This is a genomic window from Agrobacterium sp. CNPSo 2736 (assembly GCF_004005385.1).
Taxonomy (GTDB): domain Bacteria; phylum Pseudomonadota; class Alphaproteobacteria; order Rhizobiales; family Rhizobiaceae; genus Agrobacterium; species Agrobacterium leguminum.
Map to the genome: position 1 here is coordinate 305,927 of NZ_RZTX01000004.1, position 26,182 is coordinate 332,108.

Sequence of the window (26,182 nt, forward strand, 5' to 3'; positions counted from 1 at the left end):
GAGGACCCTTGCGCTTGTGTTTTGCCGCCCAAAACGCAAAAAGCCCCGGTTGACCGGGGCTTCTGTGCAACGGTATTTCGCGAAGCGATTAGCGGCAACGCGCCGTGTAACGCTGACCGTACTGGTCGCGATAATAGCAATAGCCCGGTTCGGAAGCATTGCCGATGAGGGCACCGCCCACACCGCCGATTGCCGCACCCACTGCCGCGCCACGAACGTTGCCCGTGATAGCGCCGCCAAGGACAGCACCGGAAACGGCGCCGATCGAAGCTCCCTTTTCGGTCTGCGTGCAGCTTGCGAGCGACAGGCCGACCAGCGCAAATATGATTGCCTTTTTCATGAAACTCTCTCCAACGTTACAATGAGCTCTTGTGGCTCGGTAGGCGTCCCATATTTATCTGCGGCGACTGCTACCTCCGACCGCCACAGATAACTAACAATTCGATGTCGTTTAGGGAAGCCTCCTCTTTCGGCATTCCTCCGAGCGTAATCGATTGCGTCCCAAACAACGGCGCGGCGCAAAAAAGGTTCCAAAAATCCGGGTTTTTTGATGTGAATCAATTTTGTACTTTTCATCGGGTTCTATAAACGGTTTATTGGAATGGTTCAAAACAACGGCGAATTGACGCAGACGCGGTTAATGTGGCCCGCAAGGGTTGACGGTCCCGGTGTCGAGGCAGAAAACGATCTGGTCAATTCTGGAGCATGGCATGGACTTCGAGGCATTTTTCACGACGGAACTGCAAAGCCTGCATTCTGAGGGACGCTATCGCGTTTTTGCGGATATCGAGCGCCAGCAGGGCAATTTCCCCCGTGCGACACGGTATAACGCCAATGGCGAGCGCAAGGATGTAACCGTCTGGTGCTCCAACGACTATCTCGGCATGGGCCAGAACCCGAAAGTCATCGAAGCCATGAAGGCCGCCATCGATCACTGTGGCGCGGGTGCGGGAGGCACCCGGAATATTTCTGGCACCAACCACTATCACGTCCTTCTCGAGCGCGAACTTGCTGACCTCCACGGCAAGGAATCGGCGCTGATTTTCACCTCGGGTTATGTCTCCAACTGGGCCACCCTCGGCACGCTCGGTCAGAAAATTCCGGGGCTCATCATTTTCTCGGATGCGCTCAACCATGCATCGATGATCGAAGGCATCCGTTACGGCCGCTGCGAGCGGGTGATCTGGAAGCACAACGATCTCGAAGACCTAGAAGCCAAATTGAAGGCGGCGGATCCGAATGCGCCGAAGCTGATTGCCTTCGAATCCGTCTATTCGATGGATGGCGATATCGCTCCGATCAAGGAAATCTGCGATCTGGCCGACCGTTATGGCGCCATGACCTATCTCGATGAAGTTCATGCCGTCGGCATGTACGGACCGCGCGGTGGCGGCATTGCCGAGCGCGAAGGCCTGATGGATCGCCTGACGATCATTGAGGGAACGCTCGGCAAGGCCTTCGGCGTCATGGGCGGCTATATTACCGGTTCCACGGCGGTCTGCGACTTCATCCGCTCCTTCGCTTCCGGCTTCATCTTCACGACGGCCCTGCCGCCGTCGCTCGCCGCCGGTGCGATTGCATCGATCCAGCATCTGAAGGCAAGCCCCTTCGAGCGCGCCCGCCATCAGGACCGGGTGCGCAGGCTTCGCGGCCTTCTCGATGCGCGCGGTATTCCGCACATGGACAACCCAAGCCACATTGTGCCGGTCATGGTGGGCGATGCCGCCAAGTGCAAATGGATTTCGGATATCCTGCTCGACAATCACGGTGTCTATGTGCAGCCGATCAACTATCCGACCGTGCCGCGCAAGACCGAGCGCCTGCGCATTACGCCGACACCGTTGCACAGCGATGCCGATATCGAGCATCTGGTCGGCGCGCTGCACCAGCTCTGGTCGCATTGTGCGCTGGCGCGTGCGGTGGCGTGAGGTTCGATTGAATTCGAGGGCGAAGAGAAGGGAGCGCGGAGAGTGAGATGCAGAGGTCAATCCAGTATCCCGAACCGGAGGACTTCATCACCGCAATCGCCAAGCCGTTCGACAGCGAAGCCGTCACGAAGGTCGTAGCGCCTTTTGGTCTGACCTGGTCAAAAGCCGTCAAACTCGACAGGAATCTGGCGATATTCGATCTCAGCGCGCCAGCATTCGGCGTGGACTTCCATTTCAAAGACCAGGCTCTCGTGGACGAAAACGACGGCCATTCCGTTGGGGAAGGCCCCAACCTGCTGACCAGTTGCGCTTGCTGGGGTTACGAGGACAGTATCGAAACCTATGGCGGGCCTTTGTGGAAAGGCCTTCGTTTCTCGGACACCAAGGCCGATGCAATTGCCAAACTGGGCGAGCCGGACCGGGTCGGACGATATGATATTCACCGCTGGATCTTTGCGGATTTCGAACTGTCGATCCACTGGAACAATCCAGACAAAATCCGCGTCATATCCTATTGGATGAAATCGGCATAGGCCGCCGGCAGGTTGGCGTATCCGGGTGATGGCCAACCCTTCGAGGCTGCGCCTCCACGGCGTACCGGTTAAGCCGCTTTGCCTATGTCAGAGACTATTTTCATTGCATGATCTCGGGCTTCCCTGTCCGCCGCGAAGACATCTTCAATCGTGGCGGCGGAGCGACCGTCATGCATGCGGTCCATGACCGTTTCGACGATCTCGGCCATATCGAGAAAACCGATATTGCCCGCAACGAAAGCGTGAAAGGCGGTCTCTTCGGCGGCATTCAGGGCAGCGCCCTGCAAACCGCCGCGCTCCAGCGCTGTGCGGGCCAGCCGGATAGCCGGGAAACGGGCTTCATCCGGCGCTTCGAAATCGAGCCGCGCCAGTTTTGCGAAATCCAGCCGCTCGACACTCAGATTGCCGCGTTGCGGATAGGTGAGGGCATAGGAAATAGCGGTGCGCATGTCGGGAGAGCCGAGCTGGGCGATATAGGAGCCGTCGGTGTAACCCACCATCGAATGGATGATCGACTGCGGGTGGACGATCACCTCCACCTGATCGGGCCTCAGATCGAAGAGATATTTCGCCTCGATCATTTCCAGCCCCTTGTTGAACATGGAGGCGCTGCCGATGGAGACCTTCAGTCCCATCGACCAGTTGGGATGGGCGCGGGCGATATCCGCCGTGACATTGGCCATCTCCTCGCGCGACCAGGTGCGGAACGGACCGCCGGATGCGGTCAGCACGATGCGTTCCACGGCCTGCTTGTGTTCGCCCGTCAGGCATTGGAAGATTGCGCTGTGCTCGCTGTCGACCGGGATCAGCCTGCCGCCGCCCCGTTTGACCGTGCGCAGAAAAACATCGCCAGCCGAAACCAGGCATTCCTTGTTGGCGAGCGCTATGTCTGCGCCACGCCGTGCGGCTGTAAGAGTAGGTGCGAGGCCGGGGGTTCCGGCAATCGCCGCCATCACCCAGCCGGCATCCGTCGAAGCGGCCTCTTCGAGGCCGGATTTGCCCGCCGCAACCTCGATGCCGGTGCCGGCAAGGGCCGATTTCAGTGCTTCGTATTTGTCGTCCTCGGCGGTAACCGCCAGCCGCGCGCCGAATTCCCGCGCCTGTTCCGCCAGAAGAGCGATGTTGCCCGCGCCGGTCAAAGCCGTGATCTCGAACGCCTCGCGGCCACCCAGCTGACGGACGACATCCAGCGTATTGGTGCCGATCGAACCGGTCGAACCCAATATTGTCAGCTTGCGTGGCATTTCACTGGCATTCGTCATATTCAGTCCGTCGGTCGTTTCCGGTTCGCACCCCTTGGTGCACGTCGTTTTTCCCGAAACCGCTAAGCACTTTCGGGCAACATTCCTTAGCCTCTACCCGCGAAAATCAGCCATAACAAGGACAAAGCCGGGGCTATTGTTTTTGCGGAAGGCAAAGCCATATGCAAGAAAAACAATGAGAGGATATCGATGCAACGTTTTCTGGTTTCCAGCGGGTGGATTTTTGCGGCAAGCCTTGTGCTGGTCCTTGTCTTCATTCCTTTTGATCCGCGTCTTTCCGAAAGCGCGCAGGCGTTGCCAGGGGGCGTGGTCTCCTTCAATCGTGCCATTACCGATTTCGGAACCTTCCGCTGGATGCTCTATTCCACCGGCCTTCTGGCGATATTGGCCTATGTCGCCGCACGGGTTTTAAAGGCGCAGACCTATAATGGACGGCTGAGGACGGCATGGCGGCTTCTTACCTATTTCTTCCTGACGATCGGAACGGCGAGTATTCTCGTCCATACGCTGAAATTCCTGATAGGACGGGCACGGCCGGAGCTTCTACTGGAAATGGGCGCCTATAGCCTCACCCCATTTACCGGCGACAATCTCTATGAAAGTTTCCCCTCAGGCCATTCGACCGCCGCCGGGGCGTTTTTCGGCGCTTTCGCCATGTTGATGCCGCGCTTCCGCTGGGCGTTTCTCCTGCTTGCCCTTGTCATCGGTGTTTCGCGTGTCATCGTCGGCGCACATTATCCAAGCGATGTCGCCGCCGGGCTGTTGCTCGGCATGTGGACGGCCATGGCCTTCGCCTTTATCTTTGCCCGGTCCGAAATGCTGTTCCGGTTCGATGCGCAGGGCTGGCCGCAGCCGAAGAATGCAAACCTCCCGGCGGCGGATACACGATAGAGACTTTCAGCGGGATATTGGGGGAAGGTGATGGAAGAAGCGACAAGCGCTCCGGAAAATGACGGCAAGTCCGTTCAGCATATCCGTACATCCGTCGCCGTGGCCGGTGGCGGGCCGGCAGGCATGATGCTTGGCCTGTTGCTCGCGCGCAGCGGTATCGATGTCGTCGTCGTCGAGAAACACGGGGATTTTCTCCGGGATTTTCGCGGCGACACCATCCACCCTTCGACGCTTGAATTGATGGAGCAACTCGGTTTTGTCGATGAGTTTCTGAGCCTGCCGCATACGCGCGCGCCAAGGCTGAATGCGGTCATCGGCGGCGAGCGCGTCACGATAGCGGATTTTTCCCGCCTGCCGGTCCGCCACCGCTTCATCGCCTTTATGCCGCAATGGGATTTTCTCAATTTCATCGTCGGCAAGGCGGGGCAATACGAAAATTTCCGATTGCTGATGAATGCGCCGGTGACCGGCTTGATTGAGCGCGGCGGGCATGTCGGCGGTCTCACGGTCAGCACACCGGAAGGCATCATCGAGATCGAGGCCGATCTTGTGGTGGGGGCGGATGGGCGCAACTCCACCGTCCGCGAGGCGGCGGGGTTGGAAGTGCAGCGCTTCGGCATTCCGACCGAGGTGCTGTGGATGCGTCTTTCGAAACAGCCCGACGATCCGACGGAAACCATGGGGCATGCCGGCTCGCGGCAGGGTTTCGTCATGATCAACCGGGGCGATTACTGGCAATGCGGTTATGTGGTGCGAAAGGGATTTTTCGCCGACATAAAGCTACAGGGAATTGAAGCCTTCAGGGACAGGGTTGCGGAAATCTGCCCCTTTCCACGCGAAAGGCTCGATGAGCTTAAGAGCTGGGACGATGTGCATCTCCTGACCGTCCGTATCGACCGGCTGAAGCGCTGGTGGAAACCCGGCCTTATCTGCATCGGTGATGCGGCCCATGCCATGTCTCCCGTCGGGGGCGTTGGCATTAATCTGGCCATTCAGGATGCGGTTGCGGCGGCCAATATATTGGTGCCGGTGCTCGTGTCCGGCCGGGCCATTGCCGATGACGATCTCGCCGCAATTGAAAAGCGGCGATCCTTCCCGACCAAGGCCACGCAATTTCTGCAGCGGATGATGCGCATCGGCGGCAAGAAGGGACGGGCCGATGCGGAAAAACCGAAAGGACCGCCAGCCTTTGTGCTGGCCATCATGCGGTTTCCGCTTCTTTCCCATTTGACCGGCCGGCTGGTGGGGCTGGGTTTCCGTCGGGAAAAGATAGAGACGGTGTGACGCCGCTCAGGCAATGCCGGCGGCTTCTTTCTCATATTTCAGCCCGATAACGGCGGATCCGATCAACCCCGGCTCGATGCGGCAGATGGCTGGTACGACCAGAGGGCGGTCGAAGCGCCTCAGAATGCGGCTCCTTACCACCTCGTCCAGAGCGGCGAGAAGCGCCTTCGAATTCGAAAGTCCGCCGCCGACCGGCACGATGGTTGCGCCGGTAACGTTGATCACCATTGCCAGAGGCGAGGCGAGAATATCGATAAGGACATCGATGGTTCTTGCGGCCTTCGCATCGCCCGCTTGCCAGGCCGAAATAATATCCTCGCTGGTCATCGCCTGCTGGTGAAGATGCGAATGCAGCTTTTCCATGCCACGGGCGCTGCCGATTGCGTCGATGCAGCCGGTAAGGCCGCAACCGCATTCGAAACGCGGTAGCGAAACCGGCGGATTTCCGGCCAATGTCGCAGCCACCGGTCCGTGTCCCCATTCGCCGGCGAAACCGCCGTCGCTGTTGATAAGCTTGCCGTCGATCACCAGCCCGCCGCCGACACCCGTTCCGAGAATGACGCCGAAGACCACGCGATGACCCCGTCCGGAACCGATTTCCGATTCGGCGATAACGAAGCAATCCGCATCGTTCGATACTATGACGGGAAGGTTCAGCGCCTTTTCCAGTTCGTCCTTCAAGACCCTGCCATGGATGCTCTGAATATTGGCGACAGTGGCCTTGCCGGTGTCGGGATCGATGACGCCGGCAATCGACAGCGACACGCAGGCGGGTGTGCCGCCGCTATTGTCGATGACGGATTTCAGGCCGGCGGCGAAGTCTTCGAAACTGGTCTTGGGCGTCGGGATACGCGGCACGGGCCGAATATCGTCGGGAGCGTAGGCAATCGCGCCCTTGATGGTCGTTCCGCCTATATCGAAACAAACGATCATGATTCAGGCTCCGGAATGGGTGGCATCGTGGATTTTTTCTGCGCCGATCCATGTCGAATGCATCTGAAGGTCGGGTGTCAGCATGACGAAATCCGCATCGAAGCCGGGCAGAAGCTTACCTTTGCCAGAAGCGCGGATTGCCTCGGCGGGATAGGAGGACGCCATTCTCAAAGCCTCTTCCAGCGGTGTGTCCAGCTTTTCATGCATGAAGCGGATGCAGGAGAGCATATCGATATCCGCCCCCGCCAGCGTGCCGTCGGCCAGCGTCAGCCTGCCGCCGTTGCGATAGACGCGCCTGCCGTTCAGTTCGAAACCGTCATCATCCGTGCCGATGGTGGACATGGCGTCGGTGACGAGGAAAATGCGGCCGGGACTATTCTTGGCGCGAAGCGCAATGCCGATTGCTGCAGGATCGACATGGAAGCCGTCGGCGATCAGCCCGCAATCCAGCTTGCCGTTCGCAAGTGCCGCGCCCACCAGCCCCGGTTCGCGATGGCTGAGCGGGCTCATGGCGTTGAAAAGATGTGTTACCATGGATGCGCCGGCCTCGGCATAGGCTGTCGCGACGCCAAGGCCCACATCGGTATGGCCGAGGCTGACGACGATGCCGGCCTTGCGCAGCACTGTGACCTGCGCCTCGGTTACGTTTTCCGGGGCGATGGTTGTCAGCACGAAGGGAAGCTTCGCCTTGCAGCCCGTCAGAACCGCAAGATCGGCCGTTTCCATCTTTCGGATCAGCGCCGGATCATGGGTGCCCTTGCGTGCGACGGAAAGATGCGGCCCTTCGAAATGCAGGCCGAGAAAGCCGGGCACCCCTGCCTTGTGGGCGGCGATGCCGGCTTCGGCGGCTTTGGCCGTGATATCCGGCCGGTCGGTGATGAGTGTGACCATCAGGGCGGTGGTGCCGAATTGCGCATGGGCCGAGCAGATGCGGGCAATGCCTTCCACATCCGGCTCGTTGTTGAACATCACGCCGCCGCCGCCATTGACCTGAAGGTCGATGAAGCCTGGCGCAATGAGCAGTCCTTCCGCATCGATGATTTCGGCGTTTGCGGGCACGGATACGCGGTCGACGATGTCGGCAACCTGGCCATCACCGGTCACGAGCGCCTTGCCATCGTGCCACGCGGCGCCATCGAAAATGCGGGCGCCGACAAATGCCTTGCTGCTGCTCATTGGGTTTCCGTCACCTTCTTCAATGCCACGGGCGCATCCGGGTTGAAGCCGCGGGCGCGCGACAATTGCTCGATGAAGCCGTAAAACGGCGCGATCAGCAACAGGGCGTCGGTCAGCGGGTGATTGGTTTCCACAAACGGCAGGGGCTTGGCCGGGCTGCCTTTTGCGGAGGTGACGAAAACACTTGCGCCCTTGCCGGCGAGACCGGCCGCGATATCGGTCACGGAGGTTTCGGCGCGGTCACGCGCGGCAAAAGCGATGACGGGAAATTTCGGTGCGACCAGCGAAACGGGGCCGTGCATGACTTCCGCCGATGAATAGGCCTCCGCGTGGAGTTCGCAGGTTTCCTTGCATTTCAGCGCGGCTTCCGCGGCAATGGCCAGCGCCGGACCGCGGCCCAGCATATAGAGCGATTCCTCGCCCTTGACCGCTTCGCCGATCTGGCTCCAGTCGAGTGCGATGGCCTTGGCGAAATTCTGCGGCAGGGCGCTGACGGCTTTGGCGAGCAGGCTGTCTTCCGTCCATTCGGCAAGGATTGCGAGGCCGGCGACGATGGAGTTGACGAAAGATTTGGTTGCGGCCACCGCTTTTTCAGGGCCCGCCTGGATATTGATGGCGTGATTGGCAGCATCGCCGAGCGGTGAGGGCAGGGTGTTGACCAGCGAGAAGGTAAGCGCGCCGCCCTTGCGGGCGCTTTCCGCCAGAGCGACGATGTCAGGGCTTTTGCCCGATTGCGAGACGGCGAAGGCCGCCGCGCGGTCCAGCCGCAGATTCGTCTGGTAGATCGAGGCGAGCGAGGGGCCGAGCGAAGCGACCGGAAGCCCGGTCTGCAATTCGATCGCATATTTCAGGAAATGCGCGGCGTGGTCGGAGGAGCCGCGGGCAATGGTGACGATAACGGCCGGGTCACGGGCCTTCAGCCTGCCTCCGGCTTCGTGGAAGTCGGCATTGGCATTGTCCAGCAGGCGGGCGACTGCATCGGGAATCTCATCGATTTCCTGGCGCATCAGGGTTGTCATCGTTTCGTGTCCTTGATCAAGAGATTTGTCACTCGGGCCCCATCGTCAGTTCGGCGACGAGGTCATAGGCGTCGCTGCGGTACAGCGCGCGGGATATTTCCATGAGGCGCCCGCTTTCCAGATAGGCCATTCGCTGAACGGAAAGCGCTGCCGAACCCGGCGGAACCCCAAGCAACAATGTTTCCTCATCGGTGAGGTTACGGGCGGAGATGCGCTGAATGGCGCGCACCGGGCGAATGCCGTTTTTCTCAAGCTCCAGATAAAGCGAGTTTTCCACCAGTTGCGGGTCAGGCAGGATATCGCCCGGCAGGCTGGTGACTTCGAGTGCGATTGGCTGGTCATTGGCAAGACGCAGGCGCGTGAGCCGCGCCACCATGGCCGATTGGGAAAGGCCGAGCGCCATCATCTCGTCGCCGGTCGGGTGGAACAGGCCTCTGTCCAGCCAGCGGGTGCTCGCCGTCATTCCGCGTCGGCGCATGTCCTCGGTAAACGAGGTAAGTTTGGTCAGGGGCTGCTGCATGCGGGTGATGGGCTTGACGACGAAAGTACCTGAACCGTGCCGGCGAACGAGAAGGCCGTCGCGAACGAGATCGTCCACTGCCTTGCGCACCGTGACGCGGCTGACGCAGGCGCTTTCGGCGATATCCCGTTCCGGCGGCAAGGCGTCGCCGTGCTTCAGGCGGCCGCCATTGATGGCGTCTTCAATCGTCTGGCGCAGTTTCAGGTAAAGCGGGCCGCCGCCTGATTGCAGGTCGTCCAGATTAAGCGCTGCCCCGTTCATCCATAACCTCTGTCACGATCCATGTGGTCGGCGATATGGCCGGCTCTGGCTATACCATATGCCACGCAATCGGCAATACCAAAATAGAACCATTGCTAGATTTGTATGATTAATCGGTGGTTTTTTCGATATTTTGCCGAATAATAAGGCTATGTGCCGGATATTTTCGCATTAACCAAAAAAATTTTCTCGATAACGGAATTGCTCTGGACGATTGGCATTTTTTTGGTATTGTTTTTTGCGTCGGTGGTCGGCGGCGATCCGTTTCGCATCCGTTGCGCCGGAAAAATCGGTTTCCGACTCGCGGCAGCGTTTGCGAAATCGAATTTAGCTTGACCGTTGTGAAAATTAATTTCATCGTGGCAGGAAATTATCGCAGATAACTGGATAACCAGCACAGAAATGGTTGCTTCTGCGAAAATGAATTACGAATGAACAGGGAACAAAGTTCATGAAGGTGGGAATTATCGGACTCGGATTCCGTCTCGGTTATCTGGGCTACGTTTTTCATGAGATCGACAAGGATTTCGAGATCGTCGGTTATGTCGATCCGGCGCCGGCGGGCCTGCCGGGCCTGCAGGAAAAGGGCATTTCGGCCGGTAAGGCTTACGATAGTCCCGAGGCGCTGATCGCAAACGAAAAATTCGATCTCTTGATGATCGGCTCACCGAACCACATGCATCTGGAGCATATCCGTATCGGGCTTGAGGCCGGCTGCACCATCTTCTCGGAAAAACCCATCGTCGTCAGCATCGAGGAAAGCCTTGAGCTCGCCAGGCTGCTCAACAGGCACGGTCACGAGCGGCTGCTCGTTGGTCTGGTTTTGCGTTATTCCCCGCTCTACCGCGATCTGCGCGCCGCGCAGGCCGAAGGCAAGCTGGGCGATGTCGTTTCCATTGAGGCCTCGGAGCATATCCCGCCCTATCACGGCGCATTCTTCATGCGCGACTGGCGGCGTTACGAGAATTATTCCGGCTCCTTCATGCTGGAAAAATGCTGCCACGACCTCGATCTCTATAATGGCGTGGTCGGTGCGCGGCCGCGTTTCGTATCGAGCTTCGGCGGGCGAAAGAGCTTCACGCCGGCAAATGCGCCGCAGCATGACGGCATCAACGACATGGAGGTTTACCATCGCAAGCCGAGCGGCTGGATGGGTTCCGACAAGGTTTTCGACAGCGACGGCGACATCATCGATTACCAGACGGCGATCGTCGAATATGAGAACGGCGCATCGCTCGCCTTCCATACCAATCTCAACGTTCCCGACGATTTCCGCCGTTTCTGCGTCATCGGCGCCAAGGGCATGGCCGAAGGCGATTTCGTTCGCGGCTTCCTGAACGTGCACAATGCCCGGACAAATGAAAAGACCGTCGCCAAGACCTATTCGGCGGCGACCACGCTCTCGCAGCATTACGGGGCGGACGAGCAGATGGCCGAGGATGTCATCGCCCATATCGTCAAGGGTACGCCGCTGCCTGTTTCCGCGCTCGATGCGATCGAAGCCGGTATTCTGGCGCTTGCCATGGATGAAGCGCGCCATGGCCGTAAAGTGATCGATCTCAAGCCGGTGTGGGAGGAATACGATCTGGCGCTGCACGGACAGCCGAAATCCCCCGCTGTGAAATCGGCTTGAGGGGGCGGCGCGATGGATGCGAAACGCAGCGCGGTCGTCTTTGCCTGGCTTCTTCTTCTGCCGGCGCTTTTATACATCACGGTTATCGTTGCTTATCCGCTCGTCGATACCTTCATCCTGTCCTTTACCGATGCGTCGCTTAGAAAAACGACGAATTGGGTCGGCTTCATCAATTACGAGAAGATTTTCAACGCGACTTTTGCCGATGTCATCACGCGGACCTTTATCTGGACGTTCTTTTCCGTCTCGATAAAGATGATCATCGGCACATTCGGTGCGGTTTTGCTGAATTCGGCCGTGCCCGGCCGGGCGCTGTTTCGTATCCTGACCATGCCGCCATGGATCGTGCCGATGGCTATCGGCATCTTCATGTGGGGCTGGATGTATAACGGCCAGTTCGGCATGATTTCCGGCGTGCTCCAGAACCTCGGCCTGGTGGATGGTCCGGTTGCGTTCCTCGCCTATGGCAGAACGGCCTTCTGGGCAACGATCGTCACCGACGTCTGGATCGGCGTGCCGATGGTGACGCTCTATCTGCTGGCGGCCATCCAGGCCATTCCGCAGGATCTCTACGAGGCCGCGTGGACAGACGGGGCAAGCCGCTTTTACCGCTTCCGCCGCATCACGCTGCCGCTGATGCTGCCGGCCATGATTACCATGTCGATGATCTCGCTGATTTCGACTTTCAATTCCTTCGATATCATCTGGATACTGACGCAGGGCGGCCCGACCGGCCAGACCACGACCATGATCATCGACACGTACAAGACGGCGATCGGCTCCTACAAATACGGTGAAGGTGCTGCACGCGCCGTGCTGATCTGCATCTTCCTGTCGATCTTCACCTATTTCTACTTCCGCATCACCAGCCGCATCTCGCAGGAGGCCAGCCGATGAGCGACAAGAATGCGATGATCAACCGCTACAGGTGGTATGAAATGGTCGGGATCTATTGCGGCATCGCCGTGTTCCTGACCTTCGTGCTGGCGCCCTTCGTGGAAGGTTTTCTGGTTTCGCTGAAGCCGCTCAGCCTGCTTTTCTCCTCGCCCTACAAGTTCTGGCCGGAAAACGGTTCCTTCGAGGCCTACCGGACCATGTGGGTCAGCGTTCCGGGCTTTGCCCGCTACGTTTTCAACTCCTTCTTCATCTCCACCATTTCGACCATCATCGTCCTCATCCTGGTGGTGCCGGCCTCCTATGCTTTCGCCCGTTTCGAGTTTCGTGGGCGTGGGCAGTTGCTCGGCGCATTTCTGGCGATCAACATGTTTTCGGGCGCGGTGCTTCTGATCCCGCTTTACCGGCTGATGCGCAACATGGGTGTGCTGAACACCTATCTGGCGATGATCATTCCCGGCGCGGCCTTCCTGATCCCCACCGCCATCTGGCTGTTGCGCACTTATATGCTGCGTATCCCGCGGGAACTGGAAGAGGCGGCCTATGTGGACGGTGCGAGCTATTTCTACACCTTCCGCCGCGTGATCCTGCCGCTGGCGATGCCGGGCATCGCAGTGGTCTCCATCACCACCTTCATCGGCGCCTACGCCCAGCAGTTCATCTTCGCGCTCACCTTCAATTCCAAGACCGAATATATGCCGCTGCCCATCGGCCTCTTCGCCTATTTCGGTCGCCAGGAAGTCATCTGGAATGAGTTGATGGCGGCCAGCTTCGTCGGCATTGCGCCGGCCATGGTCGTGATCTTCTTCATGCAACGATATCTCGTCAGCGGTCTGACCGCCGGCGCGGTGAAATAATCAACAACCGGAACGACCACCAAAACGGGAGACTACCTATGGCACTGAAACATTACGGATTGGCGCTCTGCGCTTTCGCATTTGCCGGTTCCACTGCCCTTACGACGGTGACGGCGCACGCCGCCGACAAGGAGATCAGCTGGATCTATTGCGGCGACAAGATGGACCCCATCCATGAGAAATACATCAAGGAATGGGAAGGCAAGAACGAGGGCTGGAAGGTCGTGCCTGAGGTCGTCGGCTGGGCCCAGTGCCAGGACAAGGCGACCACGCTCGCCGCTGCCGGCACCCCGGTCGCCATGGCCTATGTCGGTTCGCGCACGCTGAAGCAGTTCGCGCAGAACGATCTCATCGTTCCGGTGCCGATGACCGAAGACGAAAAGAAGAGCTATTACCCCAATATCGTCGACACCGTGACCTTCGAGGACACGCAGTGGGGCGTGCCGGTCGCATTCTCGACCAAGGCGCTTTACTGGAACAAGGACCTGTTCAAGCAGGCCGGTCTCGATCCGGAAACGCCGCCGAAGACCTGGGCCGAAGAGATCGCTTTCGCCAAGCAGATCAAGGAAAAGACCGGCATCGCCGGCTACGGCCTGCCCGCCAAGACCTTCGACAACACCATGCACCAGTTCATGCACTGGGTTTACACCAACAACGGCAAGGTGATCGACGGCGACAAGATCACTGTCGACAGCCCGCAGGTTGTTGCAGCGCTGAAGGCTTACAAGGACATCACGCCCTATTCCGTCGAAGGCCCGACGGCTTATGAGCAGAACGAAATCCGCGCCATCTTCCTCGATGGCAAGGTCGGCATGATCCAGGCCGGTTCGGGCGCCGCCACGCGCCTGCAGGAAACCAAGATCAACTGGGGCATCGCCACGCTGCCGCTCGGCCCGGAAGCAAAGGGTCCCGGCACGCTGCTCATCACCGACAGCCTGGCGATCTTCAAGGGAACCGGCGTGGAAGAAAAGGCGACCGAGTTCGCCAAATTCATCACCTCTCCCGGCCCGCAGGGTGAATACGAACTGCAGGGCGGCGCGGGCCTCACCCCGCTGCGTCCGTCGCCGAAGGTCGATGAATTCATCGCCAAGGATCCCTTCTGGAAGCCGCTGATCGACGGTATCGCCTATGGCGGTCCCGAGCCGCTCTTCACGGACTACAAGGGTTTCCAGGACACGATGATCGAGATGGTGCAGTCTGTCGTCACTGGCAAGGCAACCCCGGAAGATGCCGCGAAGAAAGCGGCTTCGGCTCTCGAGCAGTATAAATAATCTGTCATGAGCACGGATGCGGGCGCTGGCCGTCCGCATCCGGCAAGTTTCGCCGTGGGAATGCCCTGCGTCTTCCGGGATGCTCTTTCCCCTGTTTTCAACGGTTCCGATCCGGTGTGGCTTTGCCCCTGTTTCGGAACATCTCTGAACGTGGCCAGATGTCGGCCGCTGACGGGAGAGGCAAGTCTTGGGTCAGCTTTATCTCAACAACGTCCGCAAGAACTATGGACATTTCGAAGTCATCAAGGGCGTTCAGCTCGACATCAGGGATGGCGAGTTCGTCGTTTTTGTCGGCCCCTCGGGATGCGGCAAATCCACATTGCTGCGCATGATCGCCGGTCTTGAGGATATTTCCGCCGGTGACGTCGTCATCAATGGCGTGAAGGTCAACGACTTGCCGCCGGTCAAACGCGGCATCGCCATGGTGTTCCAGTCCTATGCGCTCTACCCGCACATGACGGTTTTTGAAAACATCGCTTTTCCGCTGCGCGTCGAGAAGATGGAGGAGGACAAGATCAAGCAGAAGGTCGAGGGCGTCGCCAAGATTCTCCAGCTCGATCAGCGTCTGCAGCAGCGCCCCGGCATGTTGTCCGGCGGTCAGCGCCAGCGCGTGGCGATCGGCCGCGCCATCGTTCGCGAGCCGAAGATATTCCTGTTCGACGAGCCGCTTTCCAACCTCGATGCAGCACTTCGCGCCGATATGCGCATCGAACTCACCAATCTTCACCGGACGCTGAAGGCGACGATGATCTATGTCACCCACGATCAGGTGGAAGCCATGACCATGGCCGACCGCATCGTGGTGCTGAATGCCGGCGAAATCGCCCAGGTCGGCGCGCCGCTCGAGCTTTATCACAAGCCGGCGAACCTCTTCGTGGCCGGATTCATCGGCAACCCGAAAATGAATTTCCTGAAGGTCACCTGCAAATCCGTCAGCGCCGAGGGCGTGACGGTGGAATATGAGGGCCAGACGATCACCGTGCCGGTGGAGCCCCGCGCCGGTCTTGAAGGCACGCAGCTGACGCTCGGCATCCGCCCGGAACATACCGGTCTCGAAACGGCCGACCTCAATGTCACGGTCGCGCCCAGCGTGATCGAGCGGCTCGGGGTCAATACCATCGCTTATGGCGTTGCGCCGACGGGTGAGAATTATTGCGCGCTGCTTTCCGGCTCGGCACCTGTGGTCGTGGATGAGCCCATCGTCACCGGTATCAAGGCATCGGATTGCCATTTGTTTGACGAAAGCGGCATTGCGCTGGAGCGGCGTGTCGATCTTTCAGTCCTCAAGCTGATCCAATAAGGCGCAGGAGCCGGGCCATGTTATCTGTTTTTCCATGCCCGGCTGTTCCTGACGCGATCCGTCTCCGGCATTTTTCCGCCCCTTCCAGACGAAAAAACAACGCCGGGCTTTCGGCCCGGCGTGCAAAGCTTTTCCAGATGTCCGCTGGATCACGGCATGGGGTTGGGCATGTAGCCGGTGAAACCGCTGATCTTCCAGCGTCCCTGATGCAGCCGGCAATAATAGAGCGTCTGCCACTTCATGACGTCGAAGCTGCCATCGGCCTTGCGAAGCCTGCCGTCGAACTTCTTGCGCACCAGCGCGGTCTCACCTTCCACTTCGATTTCTTCCAGCGTGGTGGTCGCAAAGATCGCATCGCGCGGGTCCTCTGCGAATTGCTGGGTTTGAAAATCCTGCGCCTGCCGCAGCCACTCGTCGCGATAGGCGCTGAGCGAAGGGAACGACAGGCGCCAATTGTCCGGGTTCGCATCCCGGTTGGCGTTGATGCCGAGAAAGCCGTCCTCGACGAAATCCTCCGCGACCTTCGACCAGTCGGCGGCAAGGAACGCGTCGATGTCCCGCGTTACCAGCATCTCCCAGATGGAATGGCGGGCGATGTCTGTTTCGGGAAAGGGGTTTTTGAAGGGATCACGCATGGTTTGGGTCCATTATTGAAATTATTTTCAAGATTTGGAGATTTCTCTGGTGTTGATTGTTGGCATATGCTCATCTCTCAATCAACAGAGAAAATAATTTTCAAATCAAAGGTGTGCGCGGTGTCGTCAGCAAGACGAAACATCCTCGATTCATGGATCTATGCGGTTGACGGGCGCGCTTTCTTAGGGTGCATCGGAAACGGGGCCAAGCCTTAAGTTTTGGCGGAACGGAGACCGGTGAACATGGATATTTTCGCAAGAATACAGGAAGACAGGGGACAATTCTCGCAGTCGGAGCGGCGGATTGCCGATATTCTGGTTTCGGACTTCGAATTCGCCGTCAACGCCTCGATCATCGAGCTTGCGGCCCGCGCCGAAGTGTCGCCGCCGACCGTGACGCGGTTCTGCCGTCGGCTGGGGTGCCAGAGCTTTTCGGATTTCAAGGTCAGCCTCGCCAAGACCGCCTATGTGGGTATTCGATACCTCACCTCCGAACCCTCCAGCACCGGTCCCTCGGATGTTGCTGAAGAGGTGCTCGCCAAGGCGCAGGAAGCGCTTTTCCTGCTGCACAGGACGCTTGATCCCGCCCTTGCCGATGAAGCGGCGATCAGGATCGCCAATAGCGGCATGATCTATGCCTTCGGCGCAGGCGGCAATTCCTCGATGATCGCTTCGGAAATTCAGAACCGGCTGTTCCGCCTGGGTTTGCGCGTTTCCACCAGCGCCGATCACAGCATGCAGCTGATGATGACGGCTGCGGCGCGCAAGGAAGACGTCATCATCGGTTCGTCCTTTTCCGGTCGCAACATGGAACTGGTGAAGTGTTTCAGGCTGGCGCGGGAAATGGGGGTCACCACCATTGCGCTCACCCAGAGCGACACGCCAGTCGCTGCGGCTGCCGACATGGTGGTGGCTGTCAATGTGCCCGAGGGAAACAATATCTTCCGCCCCACCTCATCGCGCTACGCCTATCTGGCCGCCGTCGATGTTCTGGCGACGCTTGCTGCCTATCACCAACGGCAACGGTCGATGGTGACGTTGCGTCATATCAAGCAGCAGCTCGTGGAACATCGTGACCCGGATGACAAGCAATTGCTCGGTGACTGAGGCGGGCTGACGAAAAATACAGGCTGGTTTGCCTGAGACCCGCTTTGTGGCGGGTGGAAAGCTTCAAGGGAGTTGTAGGAGATGAAGGACAGGAAAGACCAGCTCGCCGTCGTTACCGGCGCGGCAGGTGATATTGGCCGGGCAATTGCCACGGCGCTCGCTGAAAGCCATGCAAAGGTCGTGTTGGTCGATATCGACCCGGGCGCCCTTTCGAGCGCGCTATCCCTGCTTTCCAGTTCCCGCTTCATCGCGAAAACCTGCGATGTCACCGATCCGCAGGACCTTGCAAGGCTGGCCGCCGAGGTCGCGGAGCTGGGCGATGTTGTAACCCTCGTCAACAATGCGGGCGCCGCAAGGGCCGTCAGCCTGCATGACACGACCGCCGATATATGGCGCAAAGACAATGCCCTCAATCTGGAAGCGCCGTTTCTCTGCTTCAGGGCTTTCGAGGAGGCGCTGAAGCGGACCCAGGGGTCGGTGGTCAATATCACGTCCGTGAACGGCATGGCGGTCTTCGGCCACCCGGCCTATAGCGCCGCAAAGGCCGGGCTGATCCATCTGACCAAGCTGATCGCCGTCGAATACGGCAAATTCGGCATCCGTTCGAATGCCGTTGCGCCGGGCACCGTGCGCACCCAGGCATGGGAGGCGCGGGCCGCTGCCAATCCTCAGGTCTTCGAAGAGGCGAAGCACTGGTATCCGCTGCAACGCATCGTGAGGCCCGAAGATGTTGCCAACGCCGTCGCCTTTCTGGCCGGCCCACAGGCGGAGGCGATCAGCGGCGTGTGCCTGCCGGTCGATTGCGGACTGACGGCGGGGCAGGCGCCGCTGGCCCGGACCTTCTCGCAATCCGAACATTACTGACCGAAGCCCTCCTGAGGGCTCAATGCGCAATAAAGGGGAGCATCATGGCGCTCGCACATTATCGTCTCGAAAATTCCTGGCATCCGCTCAAAGATTCCGCCTCGGGCGGTTTTACCTTTACTCTGGTCAATCTTTCGCGCGAGCCGCTGAAGGATTTTCGCATCGTCTACACGTCGTTAACGCGGACGGTAGACAAGCCCGCTTGCGACAATGCTATTTATCTGCGCCGCAACGCCAATTTCCATGAGTTTGCACCGCCGGCGGGCTTCGTGCTCGAGCCGGGGAAATCCTGGCGCTTCACGGTCGATGGCCTGCTGCGGCCGGCCCGACATCGCACGGATGGTGCGAAATCCGCCTATGTCAGCCTTGCCGATGGAACGCATCGCGCCGTCGATGTCGGTGACCTGATGCTGGATGGGCGTCACAGCGAACCGGCACCGGTGCTGCTTCCCGAAGGAAAGCTCGATCTGCCCTTTTCCATTCAGCCCTGGCCCGCTGAAATCGATGCCGAACCGGGCGAGGGTTTTCCCGTCGCGCTCTTCCCGGCGCAAGATGCGGGTGCAGAAGAAGTGCTTGCGGTGGAAACCGTGCTTTCGCTGTTCCGCCGGCTCTTTGCCGTCGGACATGTGCCTTTCAGCCTTGCGCCGGTTCATGAGGGAAAACCCCTTCGTTTCAAGCGGCATAGCGGGCTGGAAGCGGAAGGTTATCGCCTCACTTTTTCAAAAGAAGCGGTGGTCGTGGAATATTCGGCCGCTGCCGGTCTGCAATATGGCCTGACGGTTCTGGCGCAGCTGCTGCATGGCGCGCGCATCGATCCCCAATTCCGCTTCCCGGCCTCCGGCACCATCAGCGATGCGCCGCGTTATAGCTGGCGTGGCTGCCATCTCGATGTCTCGCGGCAATTCTATCCCACAGGCGATGTCCTGCGGCTTATCGATATTCTCGCATGGCTGCGCATGAACCGCTTCCATTGGCACCTGACGGATGACGAGGCATGGCGGCTCGAAATCAAGGCCTATCCGCTGCTGACCACCGTTGGCGCCACGCGCGGCCCGGATGCGCCGCTTCTGCCGCAGCTCGGTAACGGGGCTGAGCCGGTGTCTGGCTATTACACGCAGGATGAGGTGCGCATGGTCGTTGCGCATGCGGCGGCATTGAACGTCGAAATCGTGCCGGAAGTCGATATTCCCGGCCACAGCACGGCGGCTCTCGTGGCCTATCCGGAGCTGACGGACGGGCAGGAAGCGCCGGACAGCTACCGGTCTGTGCAGGGATATCCGAACAATGCGCTCAACCCGGCCATCGAGCCGACCTATGAATTCCTCGGCAGGATATTCGACGAGATGGTGGAGCTGTTCCCGTCGCGGCTGATCCATATTGGCGGCGATGAGGTTGCGGATGGGTCGTGGCTGGCCTCGCCGCTTGCCAAGGCGCTGATGGAAAAGGAAGGGCTCGACGGCACCTTTGGCATCCAGTCCTATTTCATGAAGCGCATTCAGGGGATGCTGCATGAGCGCGGTCGCCAGCTTGCCGGCTGGGACGAGGTTTCCCACGGCGGCGGCGTCGATCCGGCCGGAACGTTGCTGATGGCGTGGCAGAAGCCGGAAGTCGGGCTTGAGCTTGCACGCCAAGGCTATGACGTGGTGATGACGCCGGGTCAGGCCTATTATCTCGACATGGTGCAGGATGAAGCATGGCAGGAGCCGGGCGCAAGCTGGGCGGGCACCGTTCCGCCTTCGCATACCTATGCCTATGAGGCTGTAGGCGAATTTCCCGAGGAGTTGAAGGAGCGGATGAAGGGCGTTCAAGCCTGCATCTGGTCCGAACATTTCCTCAATCGTGCCTATTTCAACCATCTGGTTTTCCCCCGTCTGCCGGCGATTGCCGAGGCGGCGTGGACGCCAAAGGCGCAAAAGGACTGGCTGCGTTTTGCGGCCATCGTCCCCTTGAGCCCGGTTTATTGAGGGGAAACCGACATGCGTATTGCCGTGGGTGGAATTCATACCGAATGCAGCACCTATTCGCCGGTGCTGATGGGCGAGCAGGATTTTCGCGTCTTTCGCGGCGCGGAACTGCTGGAGGCCGAGTATTTCAATTTCCTCGGTGAAGGCGGGGCGGAGGTGTTGCCGCTTCTGCATGCGCGGGCGGTGCCGGGCGGACCGGTTTCGCGCGTGGCCTATGAGGCGTTCAAGGCGGAGTTTCTCGAACGTCTGAAGGCCGCGCTGCCGCTCGACGGGCTTTATCTCGCCATGCACGGCGCGATGAATGTCGAAGGCATGGACGATGCGGAAGGTGACTGGATTTCAAGCGCCCGCGCCGTCGTCGGGCCGGATGTCGTGGTCTCTGCGAGCTATGATCTGCACGGCAATGTCAGCCAGACGATCATCGATCAGCTCGACATATTTGCCGGCTACCGAACTGCGCCGCATATCGATGTGCGCGAGACGATGGTACGGGCCTGGACGATGCTGCTGAAGGCCCTGAAGACGGGCGAAAAGCCCGGCGTGGCCTGGGCGAAAATTCCGGTTCTGCTGCCGGGGGAGAAGACCTCCACGGAAGACGAACCCACCAAAAGCCTTTACGCCGTTCTGCCGGATCACGATGCGCGGCCCGGCATTTGGGATGCGAATTTTATGATCGGCTACGTTTGGGCGGACGAACCCCGGGCGACGGCCTGCGCCGTGGTGACGGGAACGGACAAAGCGGCCGCACAGGCGGTCGCGATAGAAATCGCGCAATCCTACTGGAATACCCGGCAGGATTTTTGTTTCGGCCCCGTGACCGAGCCGCTCGAGGCCATTCTGGATATCGCCGAAAAAACGGCAACGCGGCCGATCATCTTGGCCGACTCCGGCGATAACCCGACCGGTGGTGGGGTTGGCGATCGCGCCGATGTTCTGGCTGCGCTGATTGCGCGCAACTGGCAGGGTGCGCTGCTGGGCGGTATCACCGACAGGCCGGCGGTCGAAGCCTGCTTTGCGGCCGGCGAAGGTGCCGCGCTTTCCCTGAAGATCGGCGGCAGTCTCGATCCACAGAGCCCGTCCGTGACCGTCGACGCCCGCGTTGTGAAGCTGGACGATCCAGGTGCTGCGGATCAGCGGCAGGCTGTGGTCGCCATCGGCGGCATCACGGTCATTCTGGCGGCGCGGCGCAGGCCCTATCACATGATTTCCGATTTCACCCGTCTCGGCTTTAATCCAAAGGAGGTGCGGCTACTGGTCGTCAAGTCCGGTTATCTTTCACCGGAGCTTGCGCCTATCGCCAACCCCAACCTCATGGCGCTGACGGAAGGGGTCATCAATCAGGATATCGAAAACCTTCCCAATCGCCGCCGGGATGGCGATTTTTACCCATGGAAGCCGCATTTCGATTATACCCCTCAACCCATCCTTTCGGCCCGCTGGCGATGACAGCGGTTCGGTAGCTTTTACCCAGCGATCCGGCGGTGCCGGATCATCTCAGGCGAATATCTATGCCGTCGGCTCTTTCCATCGTCATCAACAATCCGTCGATCCGTATCGGGGCGCTCGCCATTCTGTTCTTCGGCTTCTCGAATGCGGCGACCGCCCCCTATCAGGCGGTCATCGGCATTCGCGAAATAGGACTGAGCAACAGCGTCTATTCGCTGCTGATGCTGTTTGCCGCCGTCATCAATGTCAGCGCCAGCGTGTTGATGGGCATCGTCGCAGACAGGCTGGGTGAATATCGCAAGCCAATGCTCTATATCGCGCTCTTCGGCGTCAGCGGTTATCTGCTGGTCTATCTGGCCGGTAACGCCACCGCCTTCGTGGCCGCGAAGCTGGTGCTTCTGCCGATTTTCGGAGCGATGAATTCGTTGATCTTCGCCCATGTGCGCGCCGATGCGCGCAACCTTTCGACGGGTGAGATGATCGCGGTGAATTCGATCATGCGGGCAACCATCTCGCTTTCCTGGGTGCTGGTGCCGGGCATTGTCGGTGTTTTTCTGGTGAATTCCGGCAATATGCTGATGGCATTCCTGTTTTCGGGCATCTGCGCGCTTGTCTGCTTTCTGCTTGTCGCCTTCTGCCTGCCGCGGGCCGCCACGCCGGCTTCGGCAAATACCGAAGCGCGGTTCGGCCTGCGCGCCTCGCTTGCGGAAATCGGATCGCGGCGGGTGCTGCTCCGGATCATCGCCATCGCGCTCATCTGCTCGATGCTGCATCTCAACGATTCCGTGCGCTCGCTCATCATAACCGGACAGGCCAAGGGCACGGTGGCGGATATCGGTATTGTTGCGGGTATCGTCGCTGCGCTGGAAATCGTCTTCATTCTCCTGTGGGGCTGGATCGAGAAAAAGGTTCCGCAGACGCTGACACTTGCGGCGGGAGCGGGGCTTTACGCCATCTATCTTATTCTGCAGGGGCTCGCTTCAGCGCCGTGGCATATCTACGCCCAAACGGTCATCAGTGCGCTGGGCGCCGCCGCGATCATCAGCATTCCAATTACCTATCTGCAGGAACTGATCGCGGACCGGCCGGGACTCGGAAGCTCGCTGATTGCGGTCAATATCTTCCTCGGCGCTGGTCTGGGTGCGTTGATTTTTGCCGTTGGAACCCTGGTCTCCAGCTATTCGGGAACCTCCATATTGGGGGCGATCGTGGGGCTCGGCGGCGTTTATATGCTTTACGCGCTTGATGGAAAGGGCCGCCGCAGGTAACGGCCACTCAAATGAAAGAGGTTACGATGATTCTCGAAATTTGCGTGGACGATGTCGCCGGTCTGGAAGCGGCGGTCAGCGGCGGGGCCGATCGGATCGAGCTGTGCGCGGCGCTTTCGGGCGGCGGTGTGACGCCATCGGCGGGTTTCATGCAGCGCGCGGCGTCCTGTGGGTTGCCGGTGAGCGTCATGATCAGGCCGCGCGCCGGTGATTTCGTCTTCACGCGCGACGAAGCGGATGTGATGAAACGCGATATCGACGCGGCGCGTGCCGCCGGCCTTTCCGGCGTGGTGCTCGGCGCATCGCGTGGCGATGGTTCGCTCGATATCGGCTTGCTTGAAGAATTGTGCAGTCATGCCAACGGGCTGGATGTGACCCTGCACCGGGCTTTCGATGTCGTGCCTGACATGGAAGAGGCGCTGGAAGCCGCCATCGCGTTGGGGTTTCCAAGAATTCTCACTTCCGGCGGCGCGCGTTCGGCGCTTGAGGGGATTGAGGCCCTGGCACACCTATCCGAGATGGCCGCAGGCCGGATCGTCGTCATGCCCGGTGCCGGGGTGCGTCCCCAGAGCGTACAGACCTTGCTGGATCGCTTTCCGATCTCGGAAATCCACGCATCCTGTTCCGCCGTTCCATCCTTTGATCCGGACAGCAGGGTGGCGAAGCTCGGTTTCACCAGCGCAGGGCGCAAGGTTACCGATGAGGCGGCGGTTCGCGAGTTGAAGACGATCCTCAGCGCTCATCATAAAGGCGGCGCAACGCTCTAGCGGTTCCGGCTGCGCCATCGAGATCGGGCGTGATCGTGCCGGGAGCCGGCAGGGACAATGCCGTCTTGATGGCATCGGCCATCGCTTGCGCCGAAATATCCTTCTCCTCCAGCACATGCGCCAGCCCCAACCGCGCCAGCCGTTCGGCGCGGGCGCTCTGTTCGGTTTCGCCCCCGGCTGCGAAGGGGATCAGAAGCGAGCGGCATTTTGCCTGAAGAATATCGCAGACGGTGTTGTAACCTGCCTGTGAAATCGAAAGCCGTGCGCCGGCGAGCAAACTTGCGAAATCCTTGCGGAAACGGAAGACGGACACATTGCCCGCCGCCCGCGCCGATATCGCATCGAAATCCGCCTGCGGCATGTTGGGACCGGTCACGAGGCACCAGCTCTTGATGCCATCCAGGAGGGGGGCAGCCTCGAGAGCAGCCCGTATGAGTGCGGCCCCAACGGCGCCGCCGCCTGCGGAAACCACGATATCGAATTTCTCCGTCGGTTCCGGCGGCGGAAGGGGAGCGACGAGGCCGGTATAGACGATGCGCTGGCTGATTTCGTCTGCGAGGGGAAACGTGTCTTCCAGCCGGGCGAAATCCGGATCGCCATGGACGAGCACCGCATCGAAATGTTTCTTCACCAGCGACACGGTCTCTTCGTCCCGGCCCGGTTTGGTCTTTTCCTGCAAGATGTCGCGCAGCGACGCCATGACGAGCGGGCGCGGTTCGCTGTCTTCTATCTCATCGAGAAGCGGTAACAATTCGAAACGCACCTGCCTGCGACCGAAGGGGAAGGCCTCGATGATAACGATATCGGGTTTGGCGCCGTGATAGGCCCCGATCAGCATGTCGGTTCTAAGCCTCTTGAAGTCGTCGTCCACCGGTTTGCCGGAACTGTCGACCAGGCCGGCAAAACTGCCGTCGCTGACGGCGATGGGCGGCAATTCGACATGGCGGATGCCCTCGCCCGGAAAGCCCGGAACCGGGGTGCCGCCCGTAACCAGCACGACATCGAAACCGTTCGCCTGAAGGGCATTGGCAATGCGGCTGGCGCGGGCGATATGGCCGATGCCGAGAAGGTGCTGGACGTAGAAGAAGACGCAGGGGCGTTTTTCCGTATCGGTCATGGCGTTTTTTCCCACTCGGTCTCGAACAGGGCCTTCAGCTCGACAATGCTGGTGCGATGGTCAAAGGCGGTGCGCACACGGTTTTCGGCGGCACTGCCAAGACGTTGGCGCAATTGCGGATCGGTGATGGCCGTGCGCAGGGCCTCTGCGAAGGCTGTCGGATTTTCCGGTTCCGTCAGCAAGCCGTTTTCACCGCTGACGAAGAACTCCGGAATGCCGGAAATATTAGTGGAGATGCAGGTTAGCGCCTGGCTCGCGGCCTCGACCAGCACATTTGGCAGGCCGTCGCGGTCGCCATCGCTGGTGATGCGGCAGGCAAGGGCGAAGAGGTCCGCTTCCCGGTAGTTCTCCAGCACCTGCTTCTGGTCCATGGCCCCGGTCCAGACGATCCTGTCGGCGACGCCGAGTTCGTCTGCAAGTTTCTTCAGCGCAGCCAGTTCATCGCCGCCGCCGATATGGGTGAAGCGCCAATGGATATCCTGCGGCAGCGAGGCGAGGGCGCGCAGGAGAATATCGATGCCCTTTTTCTTGACCGCCCGGCCGACGCTCAAAATCCTCACCGGATCATCGGCATCTGAACCGTCTCTCGCCGGTCGTGGCGTGTCGAAATGCGGGAACCGGGTGAGGTCGAGGCCGTGATAGCTCAGATGCACATTCTGCCTTGACCCGGAAAGGGTCTGCAGATGCCGAAAGCCGCCGGCTGTGCAGGTCACCGCCCAGCGGGCGCTTTGCAGCTTGGCGGCAAGGTCGCGGTCGCTGGAGGTCCAGATGTCCTTGGCGTGGGCTGAAATCGTCCAGGGCGTGCCGGTGATGAGGTGGGTATAGGCGGCGACGGAGGCGGGCGTGTGGATGAAATGGACATGCAGCCATTCGGCATCCGCCGGCCATTCATGCGCGAGCACCGCAGCTTGCCCGAAACGGCGGAAGCGATTGCGGCTGAGATCATGCGGCAGGTCGTTGAAAAACCGGCGAAGCGCCTTGGTGAAGCCCGGCTTCCTGCGGCACGCCCAAAGCGCCTTCAAAACGCGCAGCGGTTCCTCGTGCAGATACTCTGGCAAATAGGTAACGGGCGCGCGGATTTCATCGTGAACGGGGTGGCGCTTCTTGTCCGTGGGCCGGCGCATGGACATGAGTTCGAGTTTCAGCCCGGCTTTCTCCAGCCCCAGAAGTTCCTGGGCGATGAAAGTCTCGGACAGGCGCGGATAGCCCTTGAGGAGCACCACGATTTTTTTTGTATCGGTCACGTTGCGCG

The 26,182-nt window shown here is 59.9% G+C and carries 25 protein-coding genes; 16 read left to right on the forward strand and 9 right to left on the reverse strand.

From position 1 onward, the window contains the following. Positions 1–88 precede the first annotated feature (88 nt). The gene (locus tag EM858_RS09805; protein ID WP_003492347.1) at positions 89–340 is read right to left on the reverse strand and encodes a YMGG-like glycine zipper-containing protein; all 252 of its coding nucleotides are present in this window, start codon (positions 338–340) and stop codon (positions 89–91) included. 370 nt (positions 341–710) lie between these two features. Here EM858_RS09805 and hemA point away from each other — a divergent pair, with 370 nt between their 5' ends. Both hemA and EM858_RS09815 read left to right on the forward strand, forming a co-directional pair. Beyond that, entirely contained in the window at positions 711–1,928 is a 1,218-nt protein-coding gene (hemA, locus tag EM858_RS09810; RefSeq protein WP_127756569.1) for a 5-aminolevulinate synthase, read from the forward strand. Between the two features lie 47 nt (positions 1,929–1,975). After that, positions 1,976–2,461: a hypothetical protein gene (locus tag EM858_RS09815; protein WP_080815696.1), complete on the forward strand. Its 486-nt coding sequence runs from the start codon at positions 1,976–1,978 to the stop codon at positions 2,459–2,461. 68 nt (positions 2,462–2,529) lie between these two features. Here the strand turns inward: EM858_RS09815 and dxr are convergent, their stop codons facing one another. Then, positions 2,530–3,723 carry a 1-deoxy-D-xylulose-5-phosphate reductoisomerase gene (gene dxr / locus EM858_RS09820; RefSeq protein WP_127756570.1) on the reverse strand — a complete coding sequence of 398 codons (1,194 nt, stop codon included), beginning with the start codon at positions 3,721–3,723 and terminating at the stop codon, positions 2,530–2,532. 189 nt (positions 3,724–3,912) lie between these two features. Here dxr and EM858_RS09825 point away from each other — a divergent pair, with 189 nt between their 5' ends. Beyond that, the gene (locus EM858_RS09825; protein ID WP_127756571.1) at positions 3,913–4,614 is read left to right on the forward strand and encodes a phosphatase PAP2 family protein; all 702 of its coding nucleotides are present in this window, start codon (positions 3,913–3,915) and stop codon (positions 4,612–4,614) included. A 30-nt stretch (positions 4,615–4,644) separates the two neighbouring features. Beyond that, positions 4,645–5,898: an FAD-dependent oxidoreductase gene (locus EM858_RS09830; RefSeq protein WP_127756572.1), complete on the forward strand. Its 1,254-nt coding sequence runs from the start codon at positions 4,645–4,647 to the stop codon at positions 5,896–5,898. Positions 5,899–5,904: 6 nt separating this feature from the next. Here the strand turns inward: EM858_RS09830 and EM858_RS09835 are convergent, their stop codons facing one another. The 4 genes from EM858_RS09835 to EM858_RS09850 are packed head-to-tail and all read right to left on the reverse strand — an operon-like array spanning position 5,905 to position 9,807. Further along, positions 5,905–6,831 carry an ROK family protein gene (locus EM858_RS09835; RefSeq protein ID WP_127756573.1) on the reverse strand — a complete coding sequence of 309 codons (927 nt, stop codon included), beginning with the start codon at positions 6,829–6,831 and terminating at the stop codon, positions 5,905–5,907. 3 nt (positions 6,832–6,834) lie between these two features. Beyond that, complete coding sequence (nagA, locus tag EM858_RS09840) at positions 6,835–8,007, reverse strand: N-acetylglucosamine-6-phosphate deacetylase (protein WP_127756574.1); 1,173 nt, start codon at positions 8,005–8,007, stop codon at positions 6,835–6,837. After that, on the reverse strand, positions 8,004–9,026 hold the full coding sequence (locus EM858_RS09845; protein ID WP_127756575.1) for an SIS domain-containing protein: 1,023 nt from the start codon (positions 9,024–9,026) through the stop codon (positions 8,004–8,006). Before EM858_RS09845 ends, nagA begins: the two co-directional genes overlap by 4 nt. A 28-nt stretch (positions 9,027–9,054) precedes the next feature. Next, the gene (locus EM858_RS09850; RefSeq protein WP_003521268.1) at positions 9,055–9,807 is read right to left on the reverse strand and encodes a GntR family transcriptional regulator; all 753 of its coding nucleotides are present in this window, start codon (positions 9,805–9,807) and stop codon (positions 9,055–9,057) included. Between the two features lie 153 nt (positions 9,808–9,960). Between EM858_RS09850 and EM858_RS27300 the strand changes: the two genes are divergently transcribed. From EM858_RS27300 to ugpC, 6 genes are all read left to right on the forward strand, one after another. Further along, a complete protein-coding gene (locus EM858_RS27300) occupies positions 9,961–10,143 on the forward strand; it encodes a hypothetical protein (protein WP_127756576.1) in 183 nt (60 codons plus the stop codon). Positions 10,144–10,258: 115 nt separating this feature from the next. Then, a complete protein-coding gene (locus tag EM858_RS09860) occupies positions 10,259–11,440 on the forward strand; it encodes a Gfo/Idh/MocA family oxidoreductase (protein ID WP_080815712.1) in 1,182 nt (393 codons plus the stop codon). Positions 11,441–11,452: 12 nt separating this feature from the next. Then, positions 11,453–12,337 (forward strand): sugar ABC transporter permease, encoded by an 885-nt coding sequence (locus EM858_RS09865; protein WP_003521273.1) that lies wholly within the window; start codon positions 11,453–11,455, stop codon positions 12,335–12,337. Beyond that, positions 12,334–13,191 (forward strand): carbohydrate ABC transporter permease, encoded by an 858-nt coding sequence (locus tag EM858_RS09870; protein ID WP_080815714.1) that lies wholly within the window; start codon positions 12,334–12,336, stop codon positions 13,189–13,191. Before EM858_RS09865 ends, EM858_RS09870 begins: the two co-directional genes overlap by 4 nt. A gap of 38 nt (positions 13,192–13,229) precedes the next feature. Beyond that, a complete protein-coding gene (locus tag EM858_RS09875) occupies positions 13,230–14,462 on the forward strand; it encodes an ABC transporter substrate-binding protein (protein WP_003521275.1) in 1,233 nt (410 codons plus the stop codon). Between the two features lie 187 nt (positions 14,463–14,649). After that, on the forward strand, positions 14,650–15,762 hold the full coding sequence (ugpC, locus tag EM858_RS09880; RefSeq protein ID WP_003521276.1) for a sn-glycerol-3-phosphate ABC transporter ATP-binding protein UgpC: 1,113 nt from the start codon (positions 14,650–14,652) through the stop codon (positions 15,760–15,762). A gap of 149 nt (positions 15,763–15,911) precedes the next feature. Here the strand turns inward: ugpC and EM858_RS09885 are convergent, their stop codons facing one another. Next, positions 15,912–16,397 carry a hypothetical protein gene (locus EM858_RS09885; RefSeq protein WP_127756577.1) on the reverse strand — a complete coding sequence of 162 codons (486 nt, stop codon included), beginning with the start codon at positions 16,395–16,397 and terminating at the stop codon, positions 15,912–15,914. A 243-nt stretch (positions 16,398–16,640) separates the two neighbouring features. On the opposite strand from EM858_RS09885, the gene EM858_RS09890 reads away from it, so the two are divergent. The 6 genes from EM858_RS09890 (at position 16,641) to EM858_RS09915 (ending at position 23,813) form a co-directional block, all read left to right on the forward strand. Next, entirely contained in the window at positions 16,641–17,504 is an 864-nt protein-coding gene (locus EM858_RS09890; RefSeq protein ID WP_003504906.1) for a MurR/RpiR family transcriptional regulator, read from the forward strand. Between the two features lie 81 nt (positions 17,505–17,585). Next, positions 17,586–18,368 (forward strand): SDR family oxidoreductase, encoded by a 783-nt coding sequence (locus tag EM858_RS09895; protein ID WP_127756578.1) that lies wholly within the window; start codon positions 17,586–17,588, stop codon positions 18,366–18,368. A 44-nt stretch (positions 18,369–18,412) separates the two neighbouring features. Further along, on the forward strand, positions 18,413–20,332 hold the full coding sequence (locus tag EM858_RS09900) for a beta-N-acetylhexosaminidase (RefSeq protein WP_127756579.1): 1,920 nt from the start codon (positions 18,413–18,415) through the stop codon (positions 20,330–20,332). Positions 20,333–20,344: 12 nt separating this feature from the next. Next, on the forward strand, positions 20,345–21,778 hold the full coding sequence (locus EM858_RS09905) for a M81 family metallopeptidase (RefSeq protein WP_127756580.1): 1,434 nt from the start codon (positions 20,345–20,347) through the stop codon (positions 21,776–21,778). A gap of 62 nt (positions 21,779–21,840) precedes the next feature. Next, positions 21,841–23,046 carry an MFS transporter gene (locus tag EM858_RS09910; RefSeq protein ID WP_020808536.1) on the forward strand — a complete coding sequence of 402 codons (1,206 nt, stop codon included), beginning with the start codon at positions 21,841–21,843 and terminating at the stop codon, positions 23,044–23,046. 26 nt (positions 23,047–23,072) lie between these two features. Further along, positions 23,073–23,813, forward strand: a complete 741-nt coding sequence (locus EM858_RS09915) for a copper homeostasis protein CutC (protein ID WP_127756581.1) — start codon at positions 23,073–23,075, stop codon at positions 23,811–23,813. On the opposite strand, the gene EM858_RS09920 is transcribed toward EM858_RS09915, so the two are convergent. Continuing rightward, positions 23,779–24,930 carry a glycosyltransferase gene (locus EM858_RS09920; protein ID WP_127756582.1) on the reverse strand — a complete coding sequence of 384 codons (1,152 nt, stop codon included), beginning with the start codon at positions 24,928–24,930 and terminating at the stop codon, positions 23,779–23,781. The genes EM858_RS09915 and EM858_RS09920 overlap by 35 nt on opposite strands. Further along, entirely contained in the window at positions 24,927–26,174 is a 1,248-nt protein-coding gene (locus tag EM858_RS09925; protein ID WP_164865384.1) for a glycosyltransferase, read from the reverse strand. Before EM858_RS09925 ends, EM858_RS09920 begins: the two co-directional genes overlap by 4 nt. Positions 26,175–26,182: the final 8 nt, after the last annotated feature.